Origin of the sequence: Leifsonia sp. 115AMFTsu3.1 (assembly GCF_004362795.1) — a bacterium.
In the GTDB taxonomy this organism is placed as follows: Bacteria; Actinomycetota; Actinomycetes; order Actinomycetales; family Microbacteriaceae; genus Leifsonia.
Genome location: NZ_SNYB01000001.1, coordinates 308,204 through 326,686, shown reverse-complemented (window position 1 = coordinate 326,686; position 18,483 = coordinate 308,204). Strand labels below are relative to the sequence as shown.

The 18,483-nt window shown below is 69.8% G+C and carries 15 protein-coding genes; 9 read left to right on the top strand and 6 right to left on the bottom strand.

Annotated features, from left to right (window positions below; all coding sequences use genetic code 11):
* The first annotated feature begins 37 nt into the window (after positions 1-37).
* The 5 genes from AXZ95_RS01695 (at position 38) to AXZ95_RS01675 (ending at position 5,433) form a co-directional block, all read left to right on the top strand.
* On the top strand, positions 38-241 hold the full coding sequence (locus AXZ95_RS01695) for a hypothetical protein (RefSeq protein ID WP_018189260.1): 204 nt from the start codon (positions 38-40) through the stop codon (positions 239-241).
* The gene (locus tag AXZ95_RS01690) at positions 238-606 is read left to right on the top strand and encodes a type II toxin-antitoxin system death-on-curing family toxin (RefSeq protein ID WP_018189259.1); all 369 of its coding nucleotides are present in this window, start codon (positions 238-240) and stop codon (positions 604-606) included. Before AXZ95_RS01695 ends, AXZ95_RS01690 begins: the two co-directional genes overlap by 4 nt.
* A gap of 161 nt (positions 607-767) precedes the next feature.
* The gene (glgX, locus tag AXZ95_RS01685) at positions 768-2,804 is read left to right on the top strand and encodes a glycogen debranching protein GlgX (RefSeq protein WP_018189258.1); all 2,037 of its coding nucleotides are present in this window, start codon (positions 768-770) and stop codon (positions 2,802-2,804) included.
* Positions 2,804-3,661 (top strand): serine/threonine-protein kinase, encoded by an 858-nt coding sequence (locus AXZ95_RS01680; protein ID WP_018189257.1) that lies wholly within the window; start codon positions 2,804-2,806, stop codon positions 3,659-3,661. Before glgX ends, AXZ95_RS01680 begins: the two co-directional genes overlap by 1 nt.
* A complete protein-coding gene (locus AXZ95_RS01675; protein ID WP_018189256.1) occupies positions 3,658-5,433 on the top strand; it encodes a glycoside hydrolase family 15 protein in 1,776 nt (591 codons plus the stop codon). The genes AXZ95_RS01680 and AXZ95_RS01675 overlap by 4 nt, the downstream gene beginning before the upstream one ends.
* Positions 5,434-5,554: 121 nt before the next feature.
* Here the strand turns inward: AXZ95_RS01675 and acs are convergent, their stop codons facing one another.
* The 3 genes from acs to AXZ95_RS01660 form a co-directional block, all read right to left on the bottom strand.
* Positions 5,555-7,534: an acetate--CoA ligase gene (acs, locus tag AXZ95_RS01670; RefSeq protein WP_018189255.1), complete on the bottom strand. Its 1,980-nt coding sequence runs from the start codon at positions 7,532-7,534 to the stop codon at positions 5,555-5,557.
* Between the two features lie 154 nt (positions 7,535-7,688).
* Complete coding sequence (locus AXZ95_RS01665) at positions 7,689-10,031, bottom strand: excinuclease ABC subunit UvrA (protein ID WP_018189254.1); 2,343 nt, start codon at positions 10,029-10,031, stop codon at positions 7,689-7,691.
* A 35-nt stretch (positions 10,032-10,066) separates the two neighbouring features.
* Positions 10,067-10,636 (bottom strand): dihydrofolate reductase family protein, encoded by a 570-nt coding sequence (locus tag AXZ95_RS01660; protein WP_018189253.1) that lies wholly within the window; start codon positions 10,634-10,636, stop codon positions 10,067-10,069.
* A 48-nt stretch (positions 10,637-10,684) separates the two neighbouring features.
* Between AXZ95_RS01660 and AXZ95_RS01655 the strand changes: the two genes are divergently transcribed.
* The gene (locus AXZ95_RS01655) at positions 10,685-11,695 is read left to right on the top strand and encodes a PHP domain-containing protein (protein WP_026307004.1); all 1,011 of its coding nucleotides are present in this window, start codon (positions 10,685-10,687) and stop codon (positions 11,693-11,695) included.
* Positions 11,696-11,726: 31 nt separating this feature from the next.
* Here the strand turns inward: AXZ95_RS01655 and AXZ95_RS01650 are convergent, their stop codons facing one another.
* The 3 genes from AXZ95_RS01650 to AXZ95_RS01640 all read right to left on the bottom strand — a co-directional run bounded on the left by AXZ95_RS01650 (position 11,727) and on the right by AXZ95_RS01640 (position 14,762).
* Complete coding sequence (locus AXZ95_RS01650; RefSeq protein WP_133638739.1) at positions 11,727-12,377, bottom strand: hypothetical protein; 651 nt, start codon at positions 12,375-12,377, stop codon at positions 11,727-11,729.
* A gap of 187 nt (positions 12,378-12,564) precedes the next feature.
* The gene (locus AXZ95_RS01645; protein WP_231374299.1) at positions 12,565-13,059 is read right to left on the bottom strand and encodes a MarR family winged helix-turn-helix transcriptional regulator; all 495 of its coding nucleotides are present in this window, start codon (positions 13,057-13,059) and stop codon (positions 12,565-12,567) included.
* A gap of 23 nt (positions 13,060-13,082) precedes the next feature.
* The gene (locus tag AXZ95_RS01640) at positions 13,083-14,762 is read right to left on the bottom strand and encodes an MDR family MFS transporter (RefSeq protein ID WP_018189249.1); all 1,680 of its coding nucleotides are present in this window, start codon (positions 14,760-14,762) and stop codon (positions 13,083-13,085) included.
* A 135-nt stretch (positions 14,763-14,897) separates the two neighbouring features.
* Here AXZ95_RS01640 and AXZ95_RS01635 point away from each other — a divergent pair, with 135 nt between their 5' ends.
* The 3 genes from AXZ95_RS01635 to AXZ95_RS01625 all read left to right on the top strand — a co-directional run bounded on the left by AXZ95_RS01635 (position 14,898) and on the right by AXZ95_RS01625 (position 18,410).
* Positions 14,898-15,551: a TetR/AcrR family transcriptional regulator gene (locus AXZ95_RS01635; RefSeq protein ID WP_018189248.1), complete on the top strand. Its 654-nt coding sequence runs from the start codon at positions 14,898-14,900 to the stop codon at positions 15,549-15,551.
* Positions 15,552-15,617: 66 nt separating this feature from the next.
* Positions 15,618-16,283: a phosphatase PAP2 family protein gene (locus AXZ95_RS01630; RefSeq protein WP_018189247.1), complete on the top strand. Its 666-nt coding sequence runs from the start codon at positions 15,618-15,620 to the stop codon at positions 16,281-16,283.
* 195 nt (positions 16,284-16,478) lie between these two features.
* Positions 16,479-18,410, top strand: a complete 1,932-nt coding sequence (locus AXZ95_RS01625) for a sigma-70 family RNA polymerase sigma factor (RefSeq protein WP_018189246.1) — start codon at positions 16,479-16,481, stop codon at positions 18,408-18,410.
* Positions 18,411-18,483: the final 73 nt, after the last annotated feature.

The window sequence follows — 18,483 nt, the reverse complement described above, 5'->3', positions numbered from 1 at the left end:
GGTACGCTTAGGTACCAATTGGTACTAGGAGCAAAAAATGGCCATGAATCTGCGGCTCGACGCCGCCCACGAAGAACTGCTCGAAGCGCTTGCCCGGCAGGAGCACCGCACGAAGACAGAAGTCGTGAAGCTCGCCCTCGAAGAGCGAGCCGCTCAGCTCGACAAGAGCGCCCGCACGCGGGCGATCATGGACCGCATCCTCGACGAGGACGCGGCCCTGCTCGACGCCCTCTCCCGGTGACCGAGTATCTCGAGCCTCGCGATGTGCTGGGGTTGATCAGACAACTGGGTTTTCACGTTCGCGACAAGAATCTGCTGCTGTCGGCACTCGCCTCGCCCCTGCCCGTCTTCGGCGAGGAGATGTACGAGGGTGATATCGAGAAGGCGGCTGCGCTCCTCATCGCCCTCAATCGCAACCACCCGCTCGCCGACGGCAACAAGCGACTCGCCTGGATCGTGGCCAAGACGTTCCTCGCGCTCAACGGCCTGCACCTGACCAGCGAGCCGGTGCCGGAGGCGGACGCTTTCATTCGTAAGGTGGCCGACGGTGGCGTCGAAAACGACGAGGTCGTCCGGTGGCTGGAGTCTCGGACCTCGCCGCTGTAGCCGCGCCTAACGGTCCACAACCCCCGTGTCAATGCCTGGATGGGTGTGTCACCGCGCAGGTATCGTGGCGTTCTACCGAACGGAGGCACCGTGTCCCGACCCTGCCCCCGGCCCTATCGCCGGACCGCCCCCAGCGCACGCCGCTCGCAGGGGTCGTCCCTGTGACGGCCGCCTCTACGCCGTACCCGCTCGGGGTGACCCTGCGCGACGGCGGTGCGAATGTCGCCGTCTACAGCGAGCGCGCCGATAAGGTCATCGTCTCGATCTTCGACCACCGCGGCCGTGAGAAGCAGACCGTGCTCACCGAGCGCACGGGTCACGTCTTCCACGGGTTCGTCCCCGATCTCACCGCCGGAACGCGCTACGGGCTCCGCGTCGATGGACCGTGGGATCCGGCCAACGGGCTCCGGTTCTCCCCCGCCAAGGTCCTGCTCGCGCCGCAGGCCCGTGCCGTGACCGGGTCGTGGGACAACACACAGGCCGTCTTCGGCCACCAGCTCGGCCGCCCGAAGCGCCGCAGCGACACCAACGGCGCCCGCCACGTCGCCCTCGGCATCGCCATCGACCCGCAGGAGTTCGACTGGGGCGACCACGAGCGCCCGCACACCCCGCTCAGCGAGACCATCATCTACGAGCTGCACGTGAAGGGCTTCACGAAGCTGATGGAGTGGGTGCCCGAGGAGTTCCGCGGCACCTACGCCGGGCTGGCGCATCCCGCCGCCGTCGAGTACCTCAAGAACCTCGGCGTCACCGCAGTGGAGCTTCTGCCCATCCACCAGTTCGTTCAGGATGCGCACCTGCAGGAGAAGGGCCTCCGCAACTACTGGGGCTACAACTCCATCGGCTTCTTCGCCCCGCACAACGAGTACTCGGCGACCGGTGACACCGGGCACCAGGTCGACGAGTTCAAGGGCATGGTGAAGGCCCTGCACGCCGCCGGCATCGAGGTCATCCTCGACGTGGTCTACAACCACACCGCGGAGGGCAACGACCTCGGGCCGACGTACAGCTTCAAGGGCATCGACAACCCGTCGTATTACCGGCTGGTCGAGGGGGATGCCGCCCACTACTTCGACACGACCGGCACCGGCAACAGCTTCAACGTGAGCCACCCGGCCGCCCTGCAGGTCATCATGGACTCTCTGCGGTACTGGGTCGAGGACATGCACATCGACGGGTTCCGCTTCGACCTGGCCACGACGCTGACGCGCCAGGGCGGCGACGCCAGCCTCCACAGCGCCTTCCTGACGCTGATCCAGCAGGACCCGACGCTCGCGCAGGTGAAGCTGATCGCCGAGCCGTGGGATGTCGCCGGCTACCAGTTGGGCGGGTTCCCTGCGGGATGGTCGGAGTGGAACGGCAAGTTCCGCGACGACGTCCGCGACTACTGGCGCGGCACCCCCGGGGTGCTGTCCACCCTGTCCCAGCGTGTGCTCGGCAGCCCGGACATCTACGAGGACTCGCGCCGCGCCCCTCTGTCGAGCGTCAACTTCGTCACCGCGCACGACGGGTTCACGCTCGCCGACCTCACCAGCTACAACGAGAAGCACAACGAGGCGAACGGCGAGGACAACCGCGACGGCGAATCCGACAACCGCTCCAGCAACTACGGCGTCGAGGGTCCTACGGACGACCCCGGCATCAACGCCTTCCGCACGCGCCAGCGCAAGAACTTCCTCGCCACCGTCCTGCTGTCGGCCGGCGTCCCGATGATCCTCGGCGGCGACGAGATCGGGCGCACGCAGCGGGGCAACAACAACGCCTACTGCCAGGACAACGAGATCTCCTGGTTCGACTGGCAGAACGCCGACTGGGAGCTGCACGAGTTCACCTCCAAGCTCATCCGCCTGCGCCGCACCGAGCCCGCCCTCCGGCCGGAGTGGTACCGGCACGCACCGGACGTCGGCGGGCCGGACGTCGTCTGCATCGTCCGGGCGGACGGCGAGCCGTTCGCCGACGAGGACTGGGCGGATCCCGAGGCGCGCTCGATCGCGTTCGAGCTGCGGCACGAAGGGGCCGACTCGTTCCTGCTCATGCTGAACGCGGCCGGCAACGGTGTGGAGTTCGTGCTCCCCGACGCCCCGGGTTCGCACTGGGAGCTGGAGCTCTCGAGCGATCCCGAGCTTGCCCTGGCCGACGGCGAGAGCGTCATCCTCGGCGAGTCGTCCTTCGCCCTGCTGAGGTCGCGGAGCAGCTGATGCCCGAGTCCACCATCCCCGCGCTGCTCGGTCGCTATCGGCCGCAGCACGTCATCGGCCGCGGCGGCGAGGCCAGCATCTTCCGCGCGACCGACGAGCTGCTGGGGCGCGAGGTCGCCATCAAGCTGTACCGGTCGGGCGGCGAGGAGGAGATGGCGCAGTACCGCACCGAGCAGGCGGCGCTCGCGCGGTTGAGCCACCACGGCATCGTCTCGCTGATCGACGCCGGGATCGACTACTCCTCTCCGAAGGACCCGCGGCCGTTCCTCATCATGGAGCTGGTCTCCGGCACCGACCTCGCCGGCATGCTGGCGCAGCGGGAGCTGACGCTGGAGGAGATCGCGGAGGTCGCCTACGACATCTCCGAGGCGCTCGAGTACGTGCACGCCAACGGGGTGGTGCACCGCGACATCAAGCCGTCGAACATCATGCTCGTCTCGTACGGCACGACGACCTTCCGGGCGAGGGCGCGGCTCACCGACTTCGGGATCGCCAGCGGCATCGTCGGGACGCCCTCCCAGCCGGACGAGGGCAAGACGACCGGCACGGCGGCCTACCTCAGCCCCGAGCAGGCGATGCGTCAGCCGGCCACCTCGGCGAGCGATATCTACTCGCTGGGGCTCGTCCTGCTGGAGTGCTTCACACGCTCGGTCGCGTACCCCGGCGCCGCCGTCGAGTCGGCGATGGCCCGGCTGGAGCACGAGCCGCCCATCCCGGACGGCCTGCCGGACGACTGGTCACGCATCCTCCATGCCATGACCTCCATGGATCCGGCCCCGCGTCCCACCGCCGAGCAGCTGACACCGCTGTTCCGCGAGGCGGTCATCTCTGCGGCCGGTCTCCAGCAGCGGGCGTGACGGCGGACCGGATGGAGGCTGCGGCCGCGATCGAGGACCACGCCGCCCTCGGCGACGGCCGCACCGTCGCCCTGATCGACCGCTCCGGCACGGTCGACTGGCTGCCCGTCCCCAACCTCGACTCCGCCCCCGCCTTCGCGGCGCTGCTCGATCCGGAGCGCGGAGGCCGCATCCTGCTGCGTCCCGTCAGCGCGTTCCGGACCCGTCGGCGGTACCTTCCCGGCACCAACGTTCTCGAGACGACCTTCATCGCGGAGAACGGCACGGTGCGGGTCACCGACGCACTGGTCACCGGCGTCGCCGGACGCCTGCCGTGGCTGGAGCTGGCACGCCGCATCGAGGGGGTCAGCGGAACGGTCGTCATGGACTGGGCGGTCGAGCCCGGCACGATGCTCGGCGGGAGCAGCCCGTGGGCGGAGCGCGTGAACGGCAAGCGCATCCTCCGCGTCGGGAAGGTCAACATCGGGGTCACCGGCCTCAACGACGCCGAGGACGATGCGGATGCGCCCCGGTTCCGCGGCCGCATCCGGGTCGTCGAGGGCTCCCGCCGGACGCTCACCATCGTCGCGACCGACGACGAGCCGCTGCACCTGCCCGACCCGGCCAACGTCGACATCGGGATCGACCGGACGATCGGCAACTGGGAGCTGTGGTCCCGGACCTTCTCGTATCAGGGGCCGTGGGATGACGCCGTACAGCGCAGCGCGCTCGCTCTGAAGCTGTTGCTGTACGCGCCGACCGGCGCCATCGCGGCCGCCGCGACCACCTCCCTCCCCGAGACCGACCGCGGCGGCAAGAACTGGGACTACCGCTTCGCGTGGGTCCGCGACACCGCGTACACGCTCCGCGCCCTGGCGCGCTTCGGTCTACGGGAGGAGACGCACGCCGCGATCTCGTGGCTGCTCCGCGCCGTGAAGGGCGATGTCTCCGAACTGCGGGTGCTGTACGGGCTGCGGGAGGAGTCGACAGCCGAGCCGCAGACGCACGACGTGCCCGGGTGGCGCGGCATCGGACCGGTCGTCACCGGCAACCGCGCGGCCGGCCAGCTGCAACTCGGCGTGTACGGCGATCTCCTCAGCGTCGCTCTCGCCTACGCCGCCGCCGGTAACGTGCTCGACGTCCCGACCCGCCGACTGGTCGCTGACGTGGCCGACCGCGTCTGCGACATCTGGCGCCTGCCCGACTCCGGGATGTGGGAGCTGAGCGAACTCCGTCACCACACCTCGTCGAAGATGGGATGCTGGCAGGCGCTGCAGGCCGCCCTGCAGCTCGTCGAGCTGGGCCAGATCGAAGGCAATCCGTCGCGATGGCGCCGGGAGGCCGACGCCATCCACGCCTGGGTGGACGAGCGGTGCTGGTCCGAGCGCCTCGGCGCGTACACGATGGCCGCCGACGAGGACGAGCTCGATGCGTCGGTGCTGCTCCATGCTCCCAGCGGCTTCGACCGGGGCGAACGGATGCGCTCCACCATCGTCGCGCTCCGGCGCGAACTGGGCGACGGGCCGCTGCTCTACCGCTTCACCGGCGCGGCAGCCGAGGGCGAGCGTCCGTTCACCGCGTGCTCCTTCTGGCTCGCCGCCGCCCTGGCCTGCGTCGGCGAGATCGACGAGGCGACGACGCTGATGGACGACCTGGTCGGCCGCTCGAACGACGTCGGCCTCTACGCCGAGATGATGGATGCGGACGGCGCCTTCTGGGGCAACTTCCCGCAGGCGCTCTCCCACCTCGGACTGATCGACGCGGCCCTGACGATCGCCGACCTGCGTCCCTGACCGCGCCCGCCGCCGCCGGAAACGGAGGACATTCGCGTCCTCAGCACCGCACCCGCCTCCGTTCGGCCCATTCCGCCGGCGCGTCGGCCCGCGGCACCTCCCTTTCGCGCACGCCGACCGGTCAGCGGGCGCGTGCGGCCAGCGTCTCCGCGATCGCGTGCGGAACCGTCTCGTCCTGCAGCGATGTCGTATCGCCGAGCGGCCGGCCGTCGAACAGGTCGACCAGCAGGCGGCGCATGATCTTGCCCGACCGCGTCTTCGGGAGGTCACCGACGATGACCACGTGCCGCGGCTTCGCGATCGCCCCGATCTCGCGCGTGACCTGGTCGCGGAGGTCCGCCTCCCCCGGCGTCTCTCCCGACGGGACCACGAACGCGGCGACCGCCTGTCCGGTCGTGACGTCGCCCACGCCGACGACGGCGGCCTCGGCGACACGGGGATGCGCGACCAGCGCCGACTCGATCTCGATGGTCGACAGCCGGTGACCGGAGACGTTGATCACGTCGTCGAGACGGCCGAGCAGCCAGATGTATCCATCGTCGTCGACCGCGGCGCCGTCTCCGGCCAGGAAGTACCCGCGGTCGGCGTACGGCCGCCAGTACGAGTCGCGGTAGCGCTCCGGGTCGCCCCATACCGTGCGCGACATGGCCGGCCACGTGCCGTCGATGACGATCGAGCCGCCCGAGCCGCGGGGCACATCCTCGCCTCGCTCGTCGACGACCCGCACCGTGACTCCCGGCACAGCGACCGTCGCCGAGCCGGGCTTCAGCGCGGTCACCCCGGGCAGCGGGGCGACGATCGCCGCGCCCGACTCGGACTGCCACCACGTGTCGACCACCGGCGCGCGTCCCGCACCGAGGTTCTCGCGGAACCAGACCCACGCCTCCGGGTTGATCGCCTCGCCGACCGTGCCGAGAAGCCGGATGCTGGAGAGGTCCCAACGCTCCCCCGGCCCCTCCGGGAACCAGGTCATGAAGGTGCGGATCAACGTCGGCGCCGTGTAGTACGTCGTCACGCCGTAGCGCTCGATGATCTCGAAGTGCCGGCCGGCGTGCGGGGTGTTCGGCGTCCCCTCGTAGATGACGGAGGTCGCACCGTTCGACAGCGGGCCGTACAGCACGTAAGTGTGCGCGGTGACCCAGGCGAGGTCGGCCGTGCACCAGTACACGTCGTCGTCCTTGGCGTCGAACAGCGCCCAGTGGCTCCACGACGCCTGGGTCAGGTAGCCACCGGTCGTGTGGACGACGCCCTTCGGCCGCCCCGTCGTCCCGGACGTGTAGATGATGAACAGCGGCGTCTCGGCGTCGAAGGATTCAGCTTCGTGCACGTCGGGCGCCGTCTCGACGACCTCGTGCCACCACACGTCGCGTCCGGGCGTCCAGGGCACGTCCGGCGTCAGGTCGCCCGTCCGCCGCACCACCAGCACATGCTCGATCGCGTTGTCGCCGGCGACCGCCGCATCCGCATTCGCCTTGACGGCCACGGCGGATCCCCGGCGGAACTGCCCGTCGGAGGTCACCAGCAGTTTGGCTCCCGTGTCCTCCACGCGGAAGCGCAACGCCTCTGCCGAGAAGCCACCGAACACGAGCGAGTGGATGGCGCCCACGCGCGCGATGGCCAGGGTGATGACGACCGTCTCGGGGATGACGGGGAGGTACACGACGACGCGGTCCCCCTTCCCGACGCCCAACGCCGTGAGGGCGTTCGCCGCCTGCGCCACCCGCCGCTGAAGGTCCGCGTACGTGATCGTCTCGCGGTCGCCCGGCTCACCCTCGAAGTGCAGGGCGACGCGGTCGCCCCGGCCGGCGGCGACGTGTCGGTCGACGCAGTTGACGGCCGCGTTGAGGCGGCCGCCCGCGAACCACTCGGCCCGCGGGACCGTCAGCTCGCCGTCGTCACAGGGCGCGGCCGGTTGCCACGTGTGTGCCGTGTGCCACGGTTTCGCCCAGTCGAGGCGGGCGGCCTGGCGCTCCCAGAACGCCACCGGGTCGGCGGCGGCCTCCGCGAACACGGAGGCGTCGACGTTCGCCTGCGCCGCGAACTCCTCGGACGGCCGGTACAGCCGCGTCTCGCGGCCCAGGTTCTCGATCGGGGTGCTCACCCTCCGACGCTATCCGTCCCGCCGCGTGCGCCCCTCCGCCCTCGCAACCTTCCGTAACCCGCCGCATCATCCCCACCGTCGAGTCCGCAAACTTTGCACGCCGCGACGGCGATTCGTGTGCAATTTGTGCGGACTCGACGGTGGGGGTGCGGGGTCAGGCGCCGACGTAGCGGGCGAGGTGCTCGCCGGTGAGAGTGGAGCGGGCGGCGACGAGGTCGGCGGGGGTGCCCTCGAAGACGAGCCGGCCGCCGTCGTGGCCGGCTCCGGGCCCCAGGTCGATGATCCAGTCGGCGTGCGCCATCACGGCCTGGTGGTGCTCGATCACGATCACCGACTTTCCCGCGTCGACGAGCCGGTCGAGAAGTCCGAGCAGCTGCTCCACGTCTGCCAGGTGCAGGCCGGTGGTCGGCTCGTCGAGCACGTACACACCGCCCTTCTCGGCCATGTGCGTCGCCAGCTTCAGCCGCTGCCGCTCGCCGCCCGAGAGTGTCGTGAGCGGCTGGCCGATCGTCAGATAGCCGAGCCCCACGTCCGACAGCCGCTGCAGGATGGCGTGCGCAGCGGGCAGCTTCGCCTCGCCTCCCGCGAAGAATTCCTCGGCCTCGGTGACCGGCATCGCCAGCACCTCACTGATGTCGCGGCCACCCAGGTGGTACTCGAGCACCGACTCGTCGAAACGCTTTCCCTCGCATACCTCGCACACCGTCGAGACGCCGGCCATCACGCCGAGGTCGGTGTAGATGACGCCGGCGCCGTTGCAGTTCGGGCACGCGCCCTCGGAGTTGGCGCTGAACAGAGCGGGCTTTACGCCGTTGGCCTTCGCGAACGCCTTGCGGATCGGCTCCAGCATCCCGGTGTAGGTCGCCGGGTTGCTGCGGCGCGAGCCCCGGATCGCACCCTGATCGACCGACACGACGCCGTCACGCGGTGCCACGGACCCGTGGATGAGGGAGCTCTTCCCCGACCCGGCCACCCCCGTGACGACCACCAGCACGCCGAGCGGGATGTCGACATCCACGCCCTGCAGGTTGTGCTCGGAGGCGCCGCGCACCTCAAGCGCTCCCTTCGGCGTCCGCACCGTCTCCTTGAGGTGCGCGCGGTCGTCGAGGTGCCGGCCGGTGAGGGTGTCGCTCGAGCGGAGCTCCTCCACCGTGCCCTCGAAGACGACCTCGCCTCCGGCCGAGCCGGCTCGCGGACCGAGGTCAACGACGTGGTCCGCGATCGCGATCGCCTCCGGTTTGTGCTCGACCACGAGCACCGTGTTCCCCTTGTCGCGCAGCTGCAGCAGCAGCTCGTTCATCCGCTGGATGTCGTGCGGATGCAGCCCGACGGTCGGCTCGTCGAAGACATACGTGACATCGGTGAGCGACGACCCCAGGTGGCGGATCATCTTCGTGCGCTGCGCCTCGCCGCCCGACAGCGTGCCGGAGGGCCGGTCGAGCGACAGGTAGCCGAGGCCGATGTCGACGAACGAGTCGAGCAGGTGCTGCAGATTCTTGAGCAGTGGACGGACGGACGGCTCGTCGAGCCCGCGCACCCAGTCCGACAGGTCGGTGATCTGCATGGCACAGGCGTCGGCGATGCTGATGCCGGCGATCTTCGACGACCGCGCGCCCTCGCTCAGCCGGGTGCCGCCGCATTCGGGACACGTCGCGAAGGTGACGGCGCGCTCCACGAACGCGCGGATGTGCGGCTGCATCGCGTCGACATCCTTCGACAGCATCGACTTCTGCACCTTGGGGACGAGTCCCTCGTAGGTCATGTTGATGCCCTCGATCTTCACCTTGACCGGCTCTTTGTAGAGGAAGTCCTGGCGTTCTTGCTCGGTGAACTCACGGATCGGCTTGTCCGCGGGCACGAAGCCCGAGCTTCCGATGATCCGCACCGCCCAGCCGTCGGCCGTATAGCCCGGGATGGTGATGGCGCCCTCCGCGAGCGACTTGCTGTCGTCGAAGAGCTGAGTGAGGTCGATGTCGCTCACGCTGCCCATGCCCTCGCAGCGCGGACACATACCGCCGAGCTGCGTGAACTCGCGCGACTCCGTCTTGCCGCCGACGGTGATCGCGCCGCGTCCGGTGACCGAGGGGATGTTGAACGAGAAGGCCTGCGGCGAGCCGATGTGCGGCTGGCCGAGCCGGCTGAACAGGATGCGCAGCATCGCGTTCGCGTCGGTCACCGTGCCGACCGTCGACCGCGCGTTGGCGCCCATGCGCTCCTGGTCGACGATGATGGCGGTCGTCAGCCCTTCGAGCACGTCGACGTCCGGTCGGGCCAGCGACGGCATGAATCCCTGGACGAACGCGCTGTAGGTCTCGTTGATCATGCGCTGCGACTCGGCGGCGATCGTGCCGAACACCAGCGAGCTCTTGCCAGACCCCGAGACGCCTGTGAACACCGTCAGCCGCCGCTTGGGCAGTTCGACGCTGACGTCTTTCAGGTTGTTCTCGCGCGCCCCCTGGACGCGGATCAGATCGTGGCTGTCGGCCGCTGCGGTCATGTCGAATCCCTCCGTCGAACGCGACCTACGGTATATCAGGCGGTCGATTCTGCGGCCAGGATGCGGTAACGCAGCCGGGCGAACTGACCGACCGCCTCCGCGGATTCGAGGTGCAGGCGGTCGGACTCCAGCCGCCGCGGGAAGAGCGGCGCGCCGCCGGTGAGCGCGACCGGCGCGATCGACACCGCCAGCTCGTCCAGCGCGCCCGCGTCGAAGAACTGCCCCGCCAAATCCCCGCCACCGACGACCCAGATGTCGCCGTCGCCCGCCGCCTCTCGGATCGCCGGCAGCGCATCCGCCACCGAGCCGGAGACGAAGCGGATGTCCGCGCCTTCGGGCACCGGCAGCTCGCGATGGGTGAACACGAAGGTCGGGCGCGTGCCGTGGAACTCCTGCCACTTCTCCGGCGCCTCGAGGATGCCGCTCTCGCGCAGCACCCACTCGTACGTCGTGCGGCCCTCGACCATCACGGTCGCTCCACTTGGGAGCAGGCTCTCGTCCGGCTCCTCTCCGCCGGGCACCGCGAACAGCCAGGACAGCGAGTCGTGCTCATCGGCGATCCACCCGTTGATGGTCGCGGCCGTGTCGAAGACGATTCTCCCCATGCGCCCGACGGTACCGGCCACCACCGACACGGTGGGAGCATGGTGCGCATGGATGCCGTCGACGCGCTGAACGAGATCGCCTTCTGGCTGGAGCGGGAGCTCGCCCCGAGCTTCAAAGTGCAGGCCTTCCGCCGCGCGGCCGCCACGATCGCGCCCTTCGACCAGGAGGAGCTCGCCGCGCGGGTCGCCGACGGCAGGCTCAAGCGCACCAAGGGCATCGGCGACCGTACCTTCCAGGTCATCGCGCAGGCGGTGGAGGGCAGCGTACCGGACTACCTGGCCGACCTGCGCGAGCGCAACGCACAGCCCCTCGAGACGGCAGGCGCGGACCTGCTCGCCCAGCTCCGAGGCGACCTGCACAGCCACACCGAGTGGTCCGACGGCACCGTCCCGATCGAGGTCATGGCCGCGGCCGCCGCGACGCTCGGCCGCGAGTACCAGGCGATCACCGACCACTCCCCCACACTCACGGTGGCGAGCGGGCTCAGCGCCGAGCGCCTGGAGGAGCAGCTGGACATCATCGCAAGCCTGGACACCGGCTCCGTGACCCTGCTCCGCGGGATCGAGGTCGACATCCTCGAGGACGGCACGCTCGATCAGGCACCCGAGCTGCTCGACCGATTGGATGTGGTGGTCGGGAGCGTCCACTCCAAGCTCCGCTCCGACAAGCGGACGATGACGAAGCGCATGCTGGGCGGCATCCGCGACCCGCACACGAACGTCCTCGGCCACTGCACCGGCCGCCTGGTGCAGGGCTCGCGCGGCACCCGGCCGCCGTCGGAGTTCGATGCGGATGCGGTGTTCGCCGCGTGCGTCGAGAACCAGGTCGCCGTCGAGATCAACTCGCGGCCGGAACGTCAGGACCCGCCGGACGACCTCATCCAGCGCGCCCTCGACGCGGGATGCTTCTTCTCGATCGACACGGACGCGCACGCACCCGGCCAGCTCGACTTCCTCGCGTACGGCGCAGCGCGCGCCGCCGCGAACGGCGTTCCCGCCGACCGCATCATCACGACCTGGCCGCTGGACCGCCTGCGCACCTGGCTCGCCAAGTCCTGACGCCGCACCCGCCCATCCCGCGCCGAAGTGGTCAGAGCCCCCAGGCGGAGGCGGGAGCCTGCACGATCTCGACCGGGCGCGTGCTCCAGTGCGTGCCGTTGCCGTAGTGGCTGGTCGCCCAGGGCGAGGCCCAGATCGCGGCGGCGGTCGCATCGGCGGAGGTGCCGGCTTCGAGCCCGGCCACGATGTCCGGGTAGCCGCGCTGCAGGTTCTTCGCGCAGTACTCGGCGGCGGTGATCAGGTCCGGGTAGCTGCCGAGGCCCGCTCCACCGCCCGACCCGTAGCCGTTGTTGAGAGGATTGTTACGGTTCCACCAGTCCGGCGGACCGTTCTCCTGGCGCATCCAGCGCAGCATCACCGTCACGTTCGCGTCGGTCTGCGGCCAGCCGCCGAACATCAGCACCAGCTTCGCCCAGGCCTCGTTGGTGCCGACGCGGGCGAGCGTCTGCAGCCCGTCGGTCGCGCTCAGGTCCTCGCGGTTGACGACGGGGGCGGCGATCGTCGCATCGACCAGCAGCTCCTGGGCGGGCGCCGGTGCAGCCGCAGCGGCCGTGGTCGAGCCGGACGCGCCGTCACCCGGCGCGAGCGTCGTCGACGGCGCGACGAGGAGGGTGGATGCGAGCGCGTCATCCGTCGGAACGATCGAGAATCCGCATACCAGGCCGATGACCGCGAGGCTCACGCCGATGCGGTGCTGAAGCGGCAGCAGGGGGCGTCTCCGCGACCTCGGCAGCCGGATCCGCACGCGCTGCGTCGGCACAGGGGCGCGACGGCCTGCCGAGCGGCGGCCGCGGGAACGACGGGGGGCGGATGCGGACTGCATACCCGACGAAGGGTACCAGCGTCCCGCTGAATCGCCACCGGGAGTTCTAGCCGGTGACCTCGTTGAGGCGGCCGAGCAGCTCCGCCAGGCGACGCACATCCTCTTCGCCCCAGCGCCGGAGGCCCCGGTACAGCGTCGCCTGGTCGGCGGCGCGCACCTCGTTGACTTTCTCGATGGCCTCGGGCGTCGCCGCGATGAAGCTGGCCCGCCGGTCGGTCGGGTCGGTCTTGCGCTCGATGAAGCCCATGTCCTCCAGCAGCTTCACCTGCCGGCTGATCACGCTCTTGTCGGTGTAGAGCATGGCGGCGAGGGCTCCGGCGTGGATGGGGCCGCTGCGCACGATCGTCGTCAGCAGTTTGTAGCTTCCCGGCTGCAGGTCCGGGTGGATGCGGACCGCACGGTCGCGCATGGCCGTGCCGACCTGGTTGAACAGCCGGGTGAACTGCTCCTCCACCTCGGAGATGGCCGCGTCGCTCGCCGGTTCCGGGGCGGCGGGAAGGGTGGCGGCGGAGCCCGCCGCCACCCGATCCGTGTTGTCCATGGCCGCGATCATAACGTGACCGTCTAGCGACCGTTCCCAGCCGGGCTGTCGCCGTCGCCGGCTCGCCGGACCGCGGCGATCGAACCGGTGGCCGGGGCGCCGATCAGTGCCTCCGCGACCTCCACCGCGTTCTCCTCCGCGGCCTCGAGCGGCGTCTCGGCGTTCTCCTCGCGCATCCGCTCGATGGCGGTCTTGCTGCCGAGCTTGATGTTCGGGAGGAAGAGGATGGCGATGACGGAGATGATCGCGAGCGGGACGGCGACCAGGAAGATGTCGGCGACGGCCTGGCCGTAGACCGACTCGACGATGGTCCGGATCGGCACCGGGAGGGTGTTGACCTCGGGGAGCGTCCCGCTCTGCAGCGACTTGGCGGCGGCGACGCCCTTCGCGCCGAGCTTGCCGACGGCGGTCAGCAGCTCCTGGTGGCGGTCGGCCATCATGTCCTTCACCGCGGTGCCCAGGATGGATCCCATCACCGAGACGCCGATGGTGCCGCCCAGGCTGCGGAAGAACGCGACATTCGAGCTGGCGGCGCCGAGCTGGTCCGGGCGGACCGTGTTCTGGACGATGAGCACCAGGTTCTGCATGACCATGCCGACGCCGGCGCCGAGCACGAGCATGTAGAGGGAGACGAGCCCGTAGTTCGTGTCGTACTCGATGGTGCTCATCAGGTACAGGCCGGCGGTGAGCAGCAGGGACCCGGCGATCATGAAGCCCTTCCACTTGCCGAACCGGCTGATCAGGTTGCCCACGATCATCGAGGAGAGCAGCAGTCCGAGGATCATCGGCAGCGTCAGCAGACCGGACTCCGTCGGCGTCGCGCCGCGGGCGAGCTGCATGTACTGACCGAGGAAGACGGACGTGCCGAACATGGCGACACCGACCGAGATCGACGCGATGACGGCGAGCGTGAACGTACGGTTCTTGAACATCCCGAGCGGGATGATCGGCTCCTTCACGACGAGCTCGGTCACGATCGTCGCGACGATGAGGGCGATCGAGCCTCCGACCATCCACATGGTCTCGGCGCTCCACCAGTCGAAGTTCTTGCCCGCGAGCGAGACCCAGATCAGCAGGAGCGAGACGCCGGCCGCGAGGAAGATCGCGCCGAGGTAGTCGATGCGCACCTTCCGCGCCGGACGCTTCGGCAGGCGAAGCGTGAACTGGAGCAGCAGGATGGCTGCCACTGCGACAGGAACGCCGACGAAGAAGTTCCAGCGCCAGCCGATCGAGTCGGTCAGCAGGCCGCCGATCAGCGGGCCGCCGACCGTTCCGACGGCCATGACACCGCCGAACAGGCCCATGTACCGGCCGCGCTCACGCGGGCTGATGATGTCGGCCATGATGATCTGGCTGAGTGCGGTCAGACCACCGGCGCCGAGGCCCTGCACCACGCGGAATCCGATGAGCATGTTGGTGTCCTGCGAGAAGCCGGCCATCGCGGAGCCTGCGACGAAGATCACGAGGGCGAGCTGGATGAGCAGCTTGCGGTTGAGCAGGTCGGCGAGCTTGCCCCAGATGGGCGTCGACACCGTGGTGGCGAGCAGCGTGCTGGTGACGACCCAGGTGTAGGCGGTCTGGTCGCCGTGCAGTTCGGAGATGATCCGCGGCATCGAGGTCGACACGACCGTGCCCGCGAGGATCGAGACGAACATCCCGAGCAGGAGTCCGGAGAGGGATTCGAGCACCTGCCGGTGCGACATCACGACCGGTGACCCATCCCTGGAGAGCGTTGTTGACATGTGGATCCTTCGCACGATTGGTTGACGACGATCAACCATATATAATTAGGTGACCAAAGTCAACTAACAACGTACATGACTGCAAAATTTCCTTCTATGCAAACTTCAGCAACCGACGGCCTCCGCGAGCGCAAGAAGGCCCAGGTCAGAGCCGACCTCGAACGCGCCACCCTGGAACTCGCGCTGGAGCGCGACCTCGACGAGGTGACGGTCGACGAGATCTGTGCGCGCGTTCCGGTCTCCCACCGCACCTTCTTCAATTACTTCGACACCAAGGAGGACGCGCTCTTCGACGTGCGGCGCGCGTGGGGCGACCCGGTGTGGATCGGCCGCCGCCTGACCGACGCGTACCGGGGAAGCGTCGTCGCCGCCCTCGTCGACACCCTGTTCACCGCATCGCTCCCGGACGAGCAGGATGCGGAGCTCCGCGAGGCGCGCATGCTCATTGCCGCGCGTCACTCCGGCCTCCTCCGGCGCCGTCTCGGACGGTTCGACGACCTGCGATCGGGACTCGTCTCCGCCGTCGCCGCGTTCCTGACGGACGTCAGCCGGGACGACGACGATATGCCCCGCGCGACCGTGGGCGAGGAGGATGCCGCCGCCCGCGCCGAGCTGCTCGTCGTCGCGTGCATCGCCGCCATCCGCATCGCCGTCCGCGAATGGGCCGAGGCGGGCGGGGACGGCTCCGCCGCCGAGGTCGCCGACCGCGCCGTGGCGATCACGCGGTCGGTCGCACCGTTCGTCCGCTGAGCGTCTTCACACCCTCGGGCGGCGGACGTCCAGTCTTCGCGCGCGGCCGCCCCCTACGCTGAGGGGATGCACTCGCGGCGACAGACCTCGTGGGCCCTGCGCGCCCCGGCCCACTGGATCGTCTGGACCGTCGTCCTCTTCGCGGTCACGATCGGGCTCGGCTTCGCTGCGAAGGCGTTGCCCGCACTGCGCTTCGACGGTCTCGACGCGGCCGTGAACCGGGTCAACTCCCCTCTGCTCGACGACGCCGCCCTGCTGCTCGACCGGCTCGACCATCCCGTCGTGGTGGCGGCGATCCTCGTCGTCGTGTTCGTCATCCTGCTGTTCGCGGTGGGATGGCGCCGAGCGCTGGGCGCGTGCGTCGTGACGGGCGCCGGCTGGCTGACCACGCTGGTCGTCAAGACAGTCGTCGCACAGCCGCGGCCGTCCACCGCCGACCTGACCCACGTGCTGCACATCTCGCCGGCGACGCTCAGCTATCCCAGCGGGCACGTGGTCTTCGCCGCGGCGCTCGTGACGGCTCTGGCCATGGTGTGCCGTGCGGGGCTCCCCCGAGCCATCGTGGTCGTCGTGGGCGCCGTGTTCGTGCTCGCCGTCGCCTGGTCGCGACTCTATGTCGGCGTCCACTACGGCACGGATGTCGTGGGCGGCGTGCTGAACGGTGTCGGCGGCGCCGTGCTGTTCGCCGGTCTCTGGAACCTGGCGACGCGCGGCCGCCGCCGCACGCGCTGACCGGGCGGGTCGTCCGACCTACGCAGTCTCTCCGCAGTCCGACGGTCCCGTGACCGCGGGGACGGGCGGGATGGTGGTGCCACACCATCCCCGATCGACGACGAAGAACTTTCTTTCTTCGATCGCGTCATGATCCGCAATTCACTGCGTCCAAGTCAGTGAACGCCCGTACCGCTATTCAAGGACCCGACCCTTATGACCGGTGAACTCGACGACCTCTCCGACGCCGACCTGATCGTCCTCGCACGAGACGGAGACACGCTCGCCTACGGCGTGCTCTGGAAGCGGCATTGGCAGGCCGGCCGCGCCATGGCGGCCTCCATCACCGGCCGGTTCGACCCCGACGATCTCGCGTCGGAGGCGTTCGCGCGCATCCTGACCTCGCTCGGCCGCGGCAAGGGCCCCACCTCGGGATTCCGCTCCTACCTCGCCACAACGGTCCGCAACGTGGCCATCGACTGGTCGCGCCGGAAGACGACGCCGAACATCGAAGACGCCGACGTCATCGAAGACTGGACCTTCAGCGAGGTCACCGCCCTCGAGCGGATGGACCGGCAGACGATGGCGAAGGCGTTCTACGCCCTGCCCGACAAGTGGCAGGAGGTGCTCTGGTACACCGAGATCGAAGACATGGCGCCACGCGAGGTGGCGCCGCTCATGGGCCTCAACGCCAACGCGGTCTCCGCGCTCGCGCTCCGCGCACGCGAAGGGCTCCGGCAGTCCTGGATCAACGCCCACCTGGCGAGCGCACCGACCGAGGACCCGATCCACGCGTGGACGCTGAAGAAGCTCGGCCCCTTCGTTCGAGGGCGGCTCGCCAAGGCCGACCGCCGCAAGGTGACGCAGCACCTCGACGCCTGCGAGCGCTGCGCGGACGCCGCCTCCGAGGCCGACCGCGTGGGCTCGCGGATCGCTCTCGGAATCCTGCCCCTGTTCCTGGGGCTCGCCGGCGCGACCGCGTACCTCTCGACGATCGGCGGATCGGGAACCGCCGTCGCGGCGACGCTCACCGAGACGACGCCGGCCGCTCCGGCGGCCACCGATCCGGCGGCCACCGTCCGCACCGGCGGCCGGCTGCGGCAGCTGTCGAGCGCGGCGACGGGTAGTTCGAAGGCCGGGATGGCCGCCGTCGCGGCCAGTGTGGTGGCGGCGGCAGCCCTGACCTGCGGGGTGGTCGTCGCCGCACCCGGCTCGGAGCTCGCCGCGGCCGAGACCGGGAGCGGCTCCACGTCCGGCTCGCAGAGCGCGGGCGGCGACCGGCCCGACCGCGTGGCCGAGACGTCACGTCCCACGCCGGAGCAGAAGGCTCAACTCAAGCCGGAGGCTCCCGCGACGGGCGTCGTGCCCGTTCCGGCTCCGGATGGCGACGGCAGCGCTCCGCCCGTGGTCGACTCTCCGATCACCGAGCCCATCGTCCCCGTGGTTCCGAGCGGGCCAGGCGCCGAGGCGCCGGTGCTCCCGCCGGACCCCGCCCCCGCGCCCGCTCCGCAGGGCTGCGTCGCCGCCATCCAGGCGATCCCGGCGGCCGACACGTTGCTCGCGTACCGACTGGACGACGAGTCCGGAGCCCGCACCGCGACGGACCTCGTCCACGGGAGCACCGCACGCTATGCGGGACACCCCGGCGCGGGCGAGTGGAACTTGACGGACGAGACGCTTCGGCAGCCCGTCGACCGGTTCACCATCCAGATCTGGTTCCAGGCGACCGAGGGCGGCGGCCGGCTGCTGGGGTTCAGCGGATCGAGCGACGGTGTCTCGGCGTACTACGACCGCCACCTGTTCCTGACGGATGACGGCCGTCTGGTGTTCGGCGTCTTCCCGGAGGCCGTCCGAACCGTGACCTCCACATCCAGCTACACCGATGGCCGCTGGCACCAGGCCACCGCGACGTTGTCGGACGACGGCATGGCGCTGTACGTCGACGGCGAGCGGGTCGCCCACGACGGCTCCGTCACGCAGGCGCACGCGTTTCCCGGCCATTGGCGCATCGGAGCCGACAACCTCGACAACTGGGGGCCGGAGACGCCGTCCGCACGGCAGATCACGGGGAGCCTCGCTTTCGCGGCCGTCTACGGCGTCCCGCTGTCTGCCGAGCAGGTGCGCGCCCAATGGAAGCTGTGCAGCTGAGTTCGTCGCGTCACGATCGCTCGGCAACAACGTCTACATAAGCGGAGAGCGCGTCATCGGGCTTCGCGCGTCT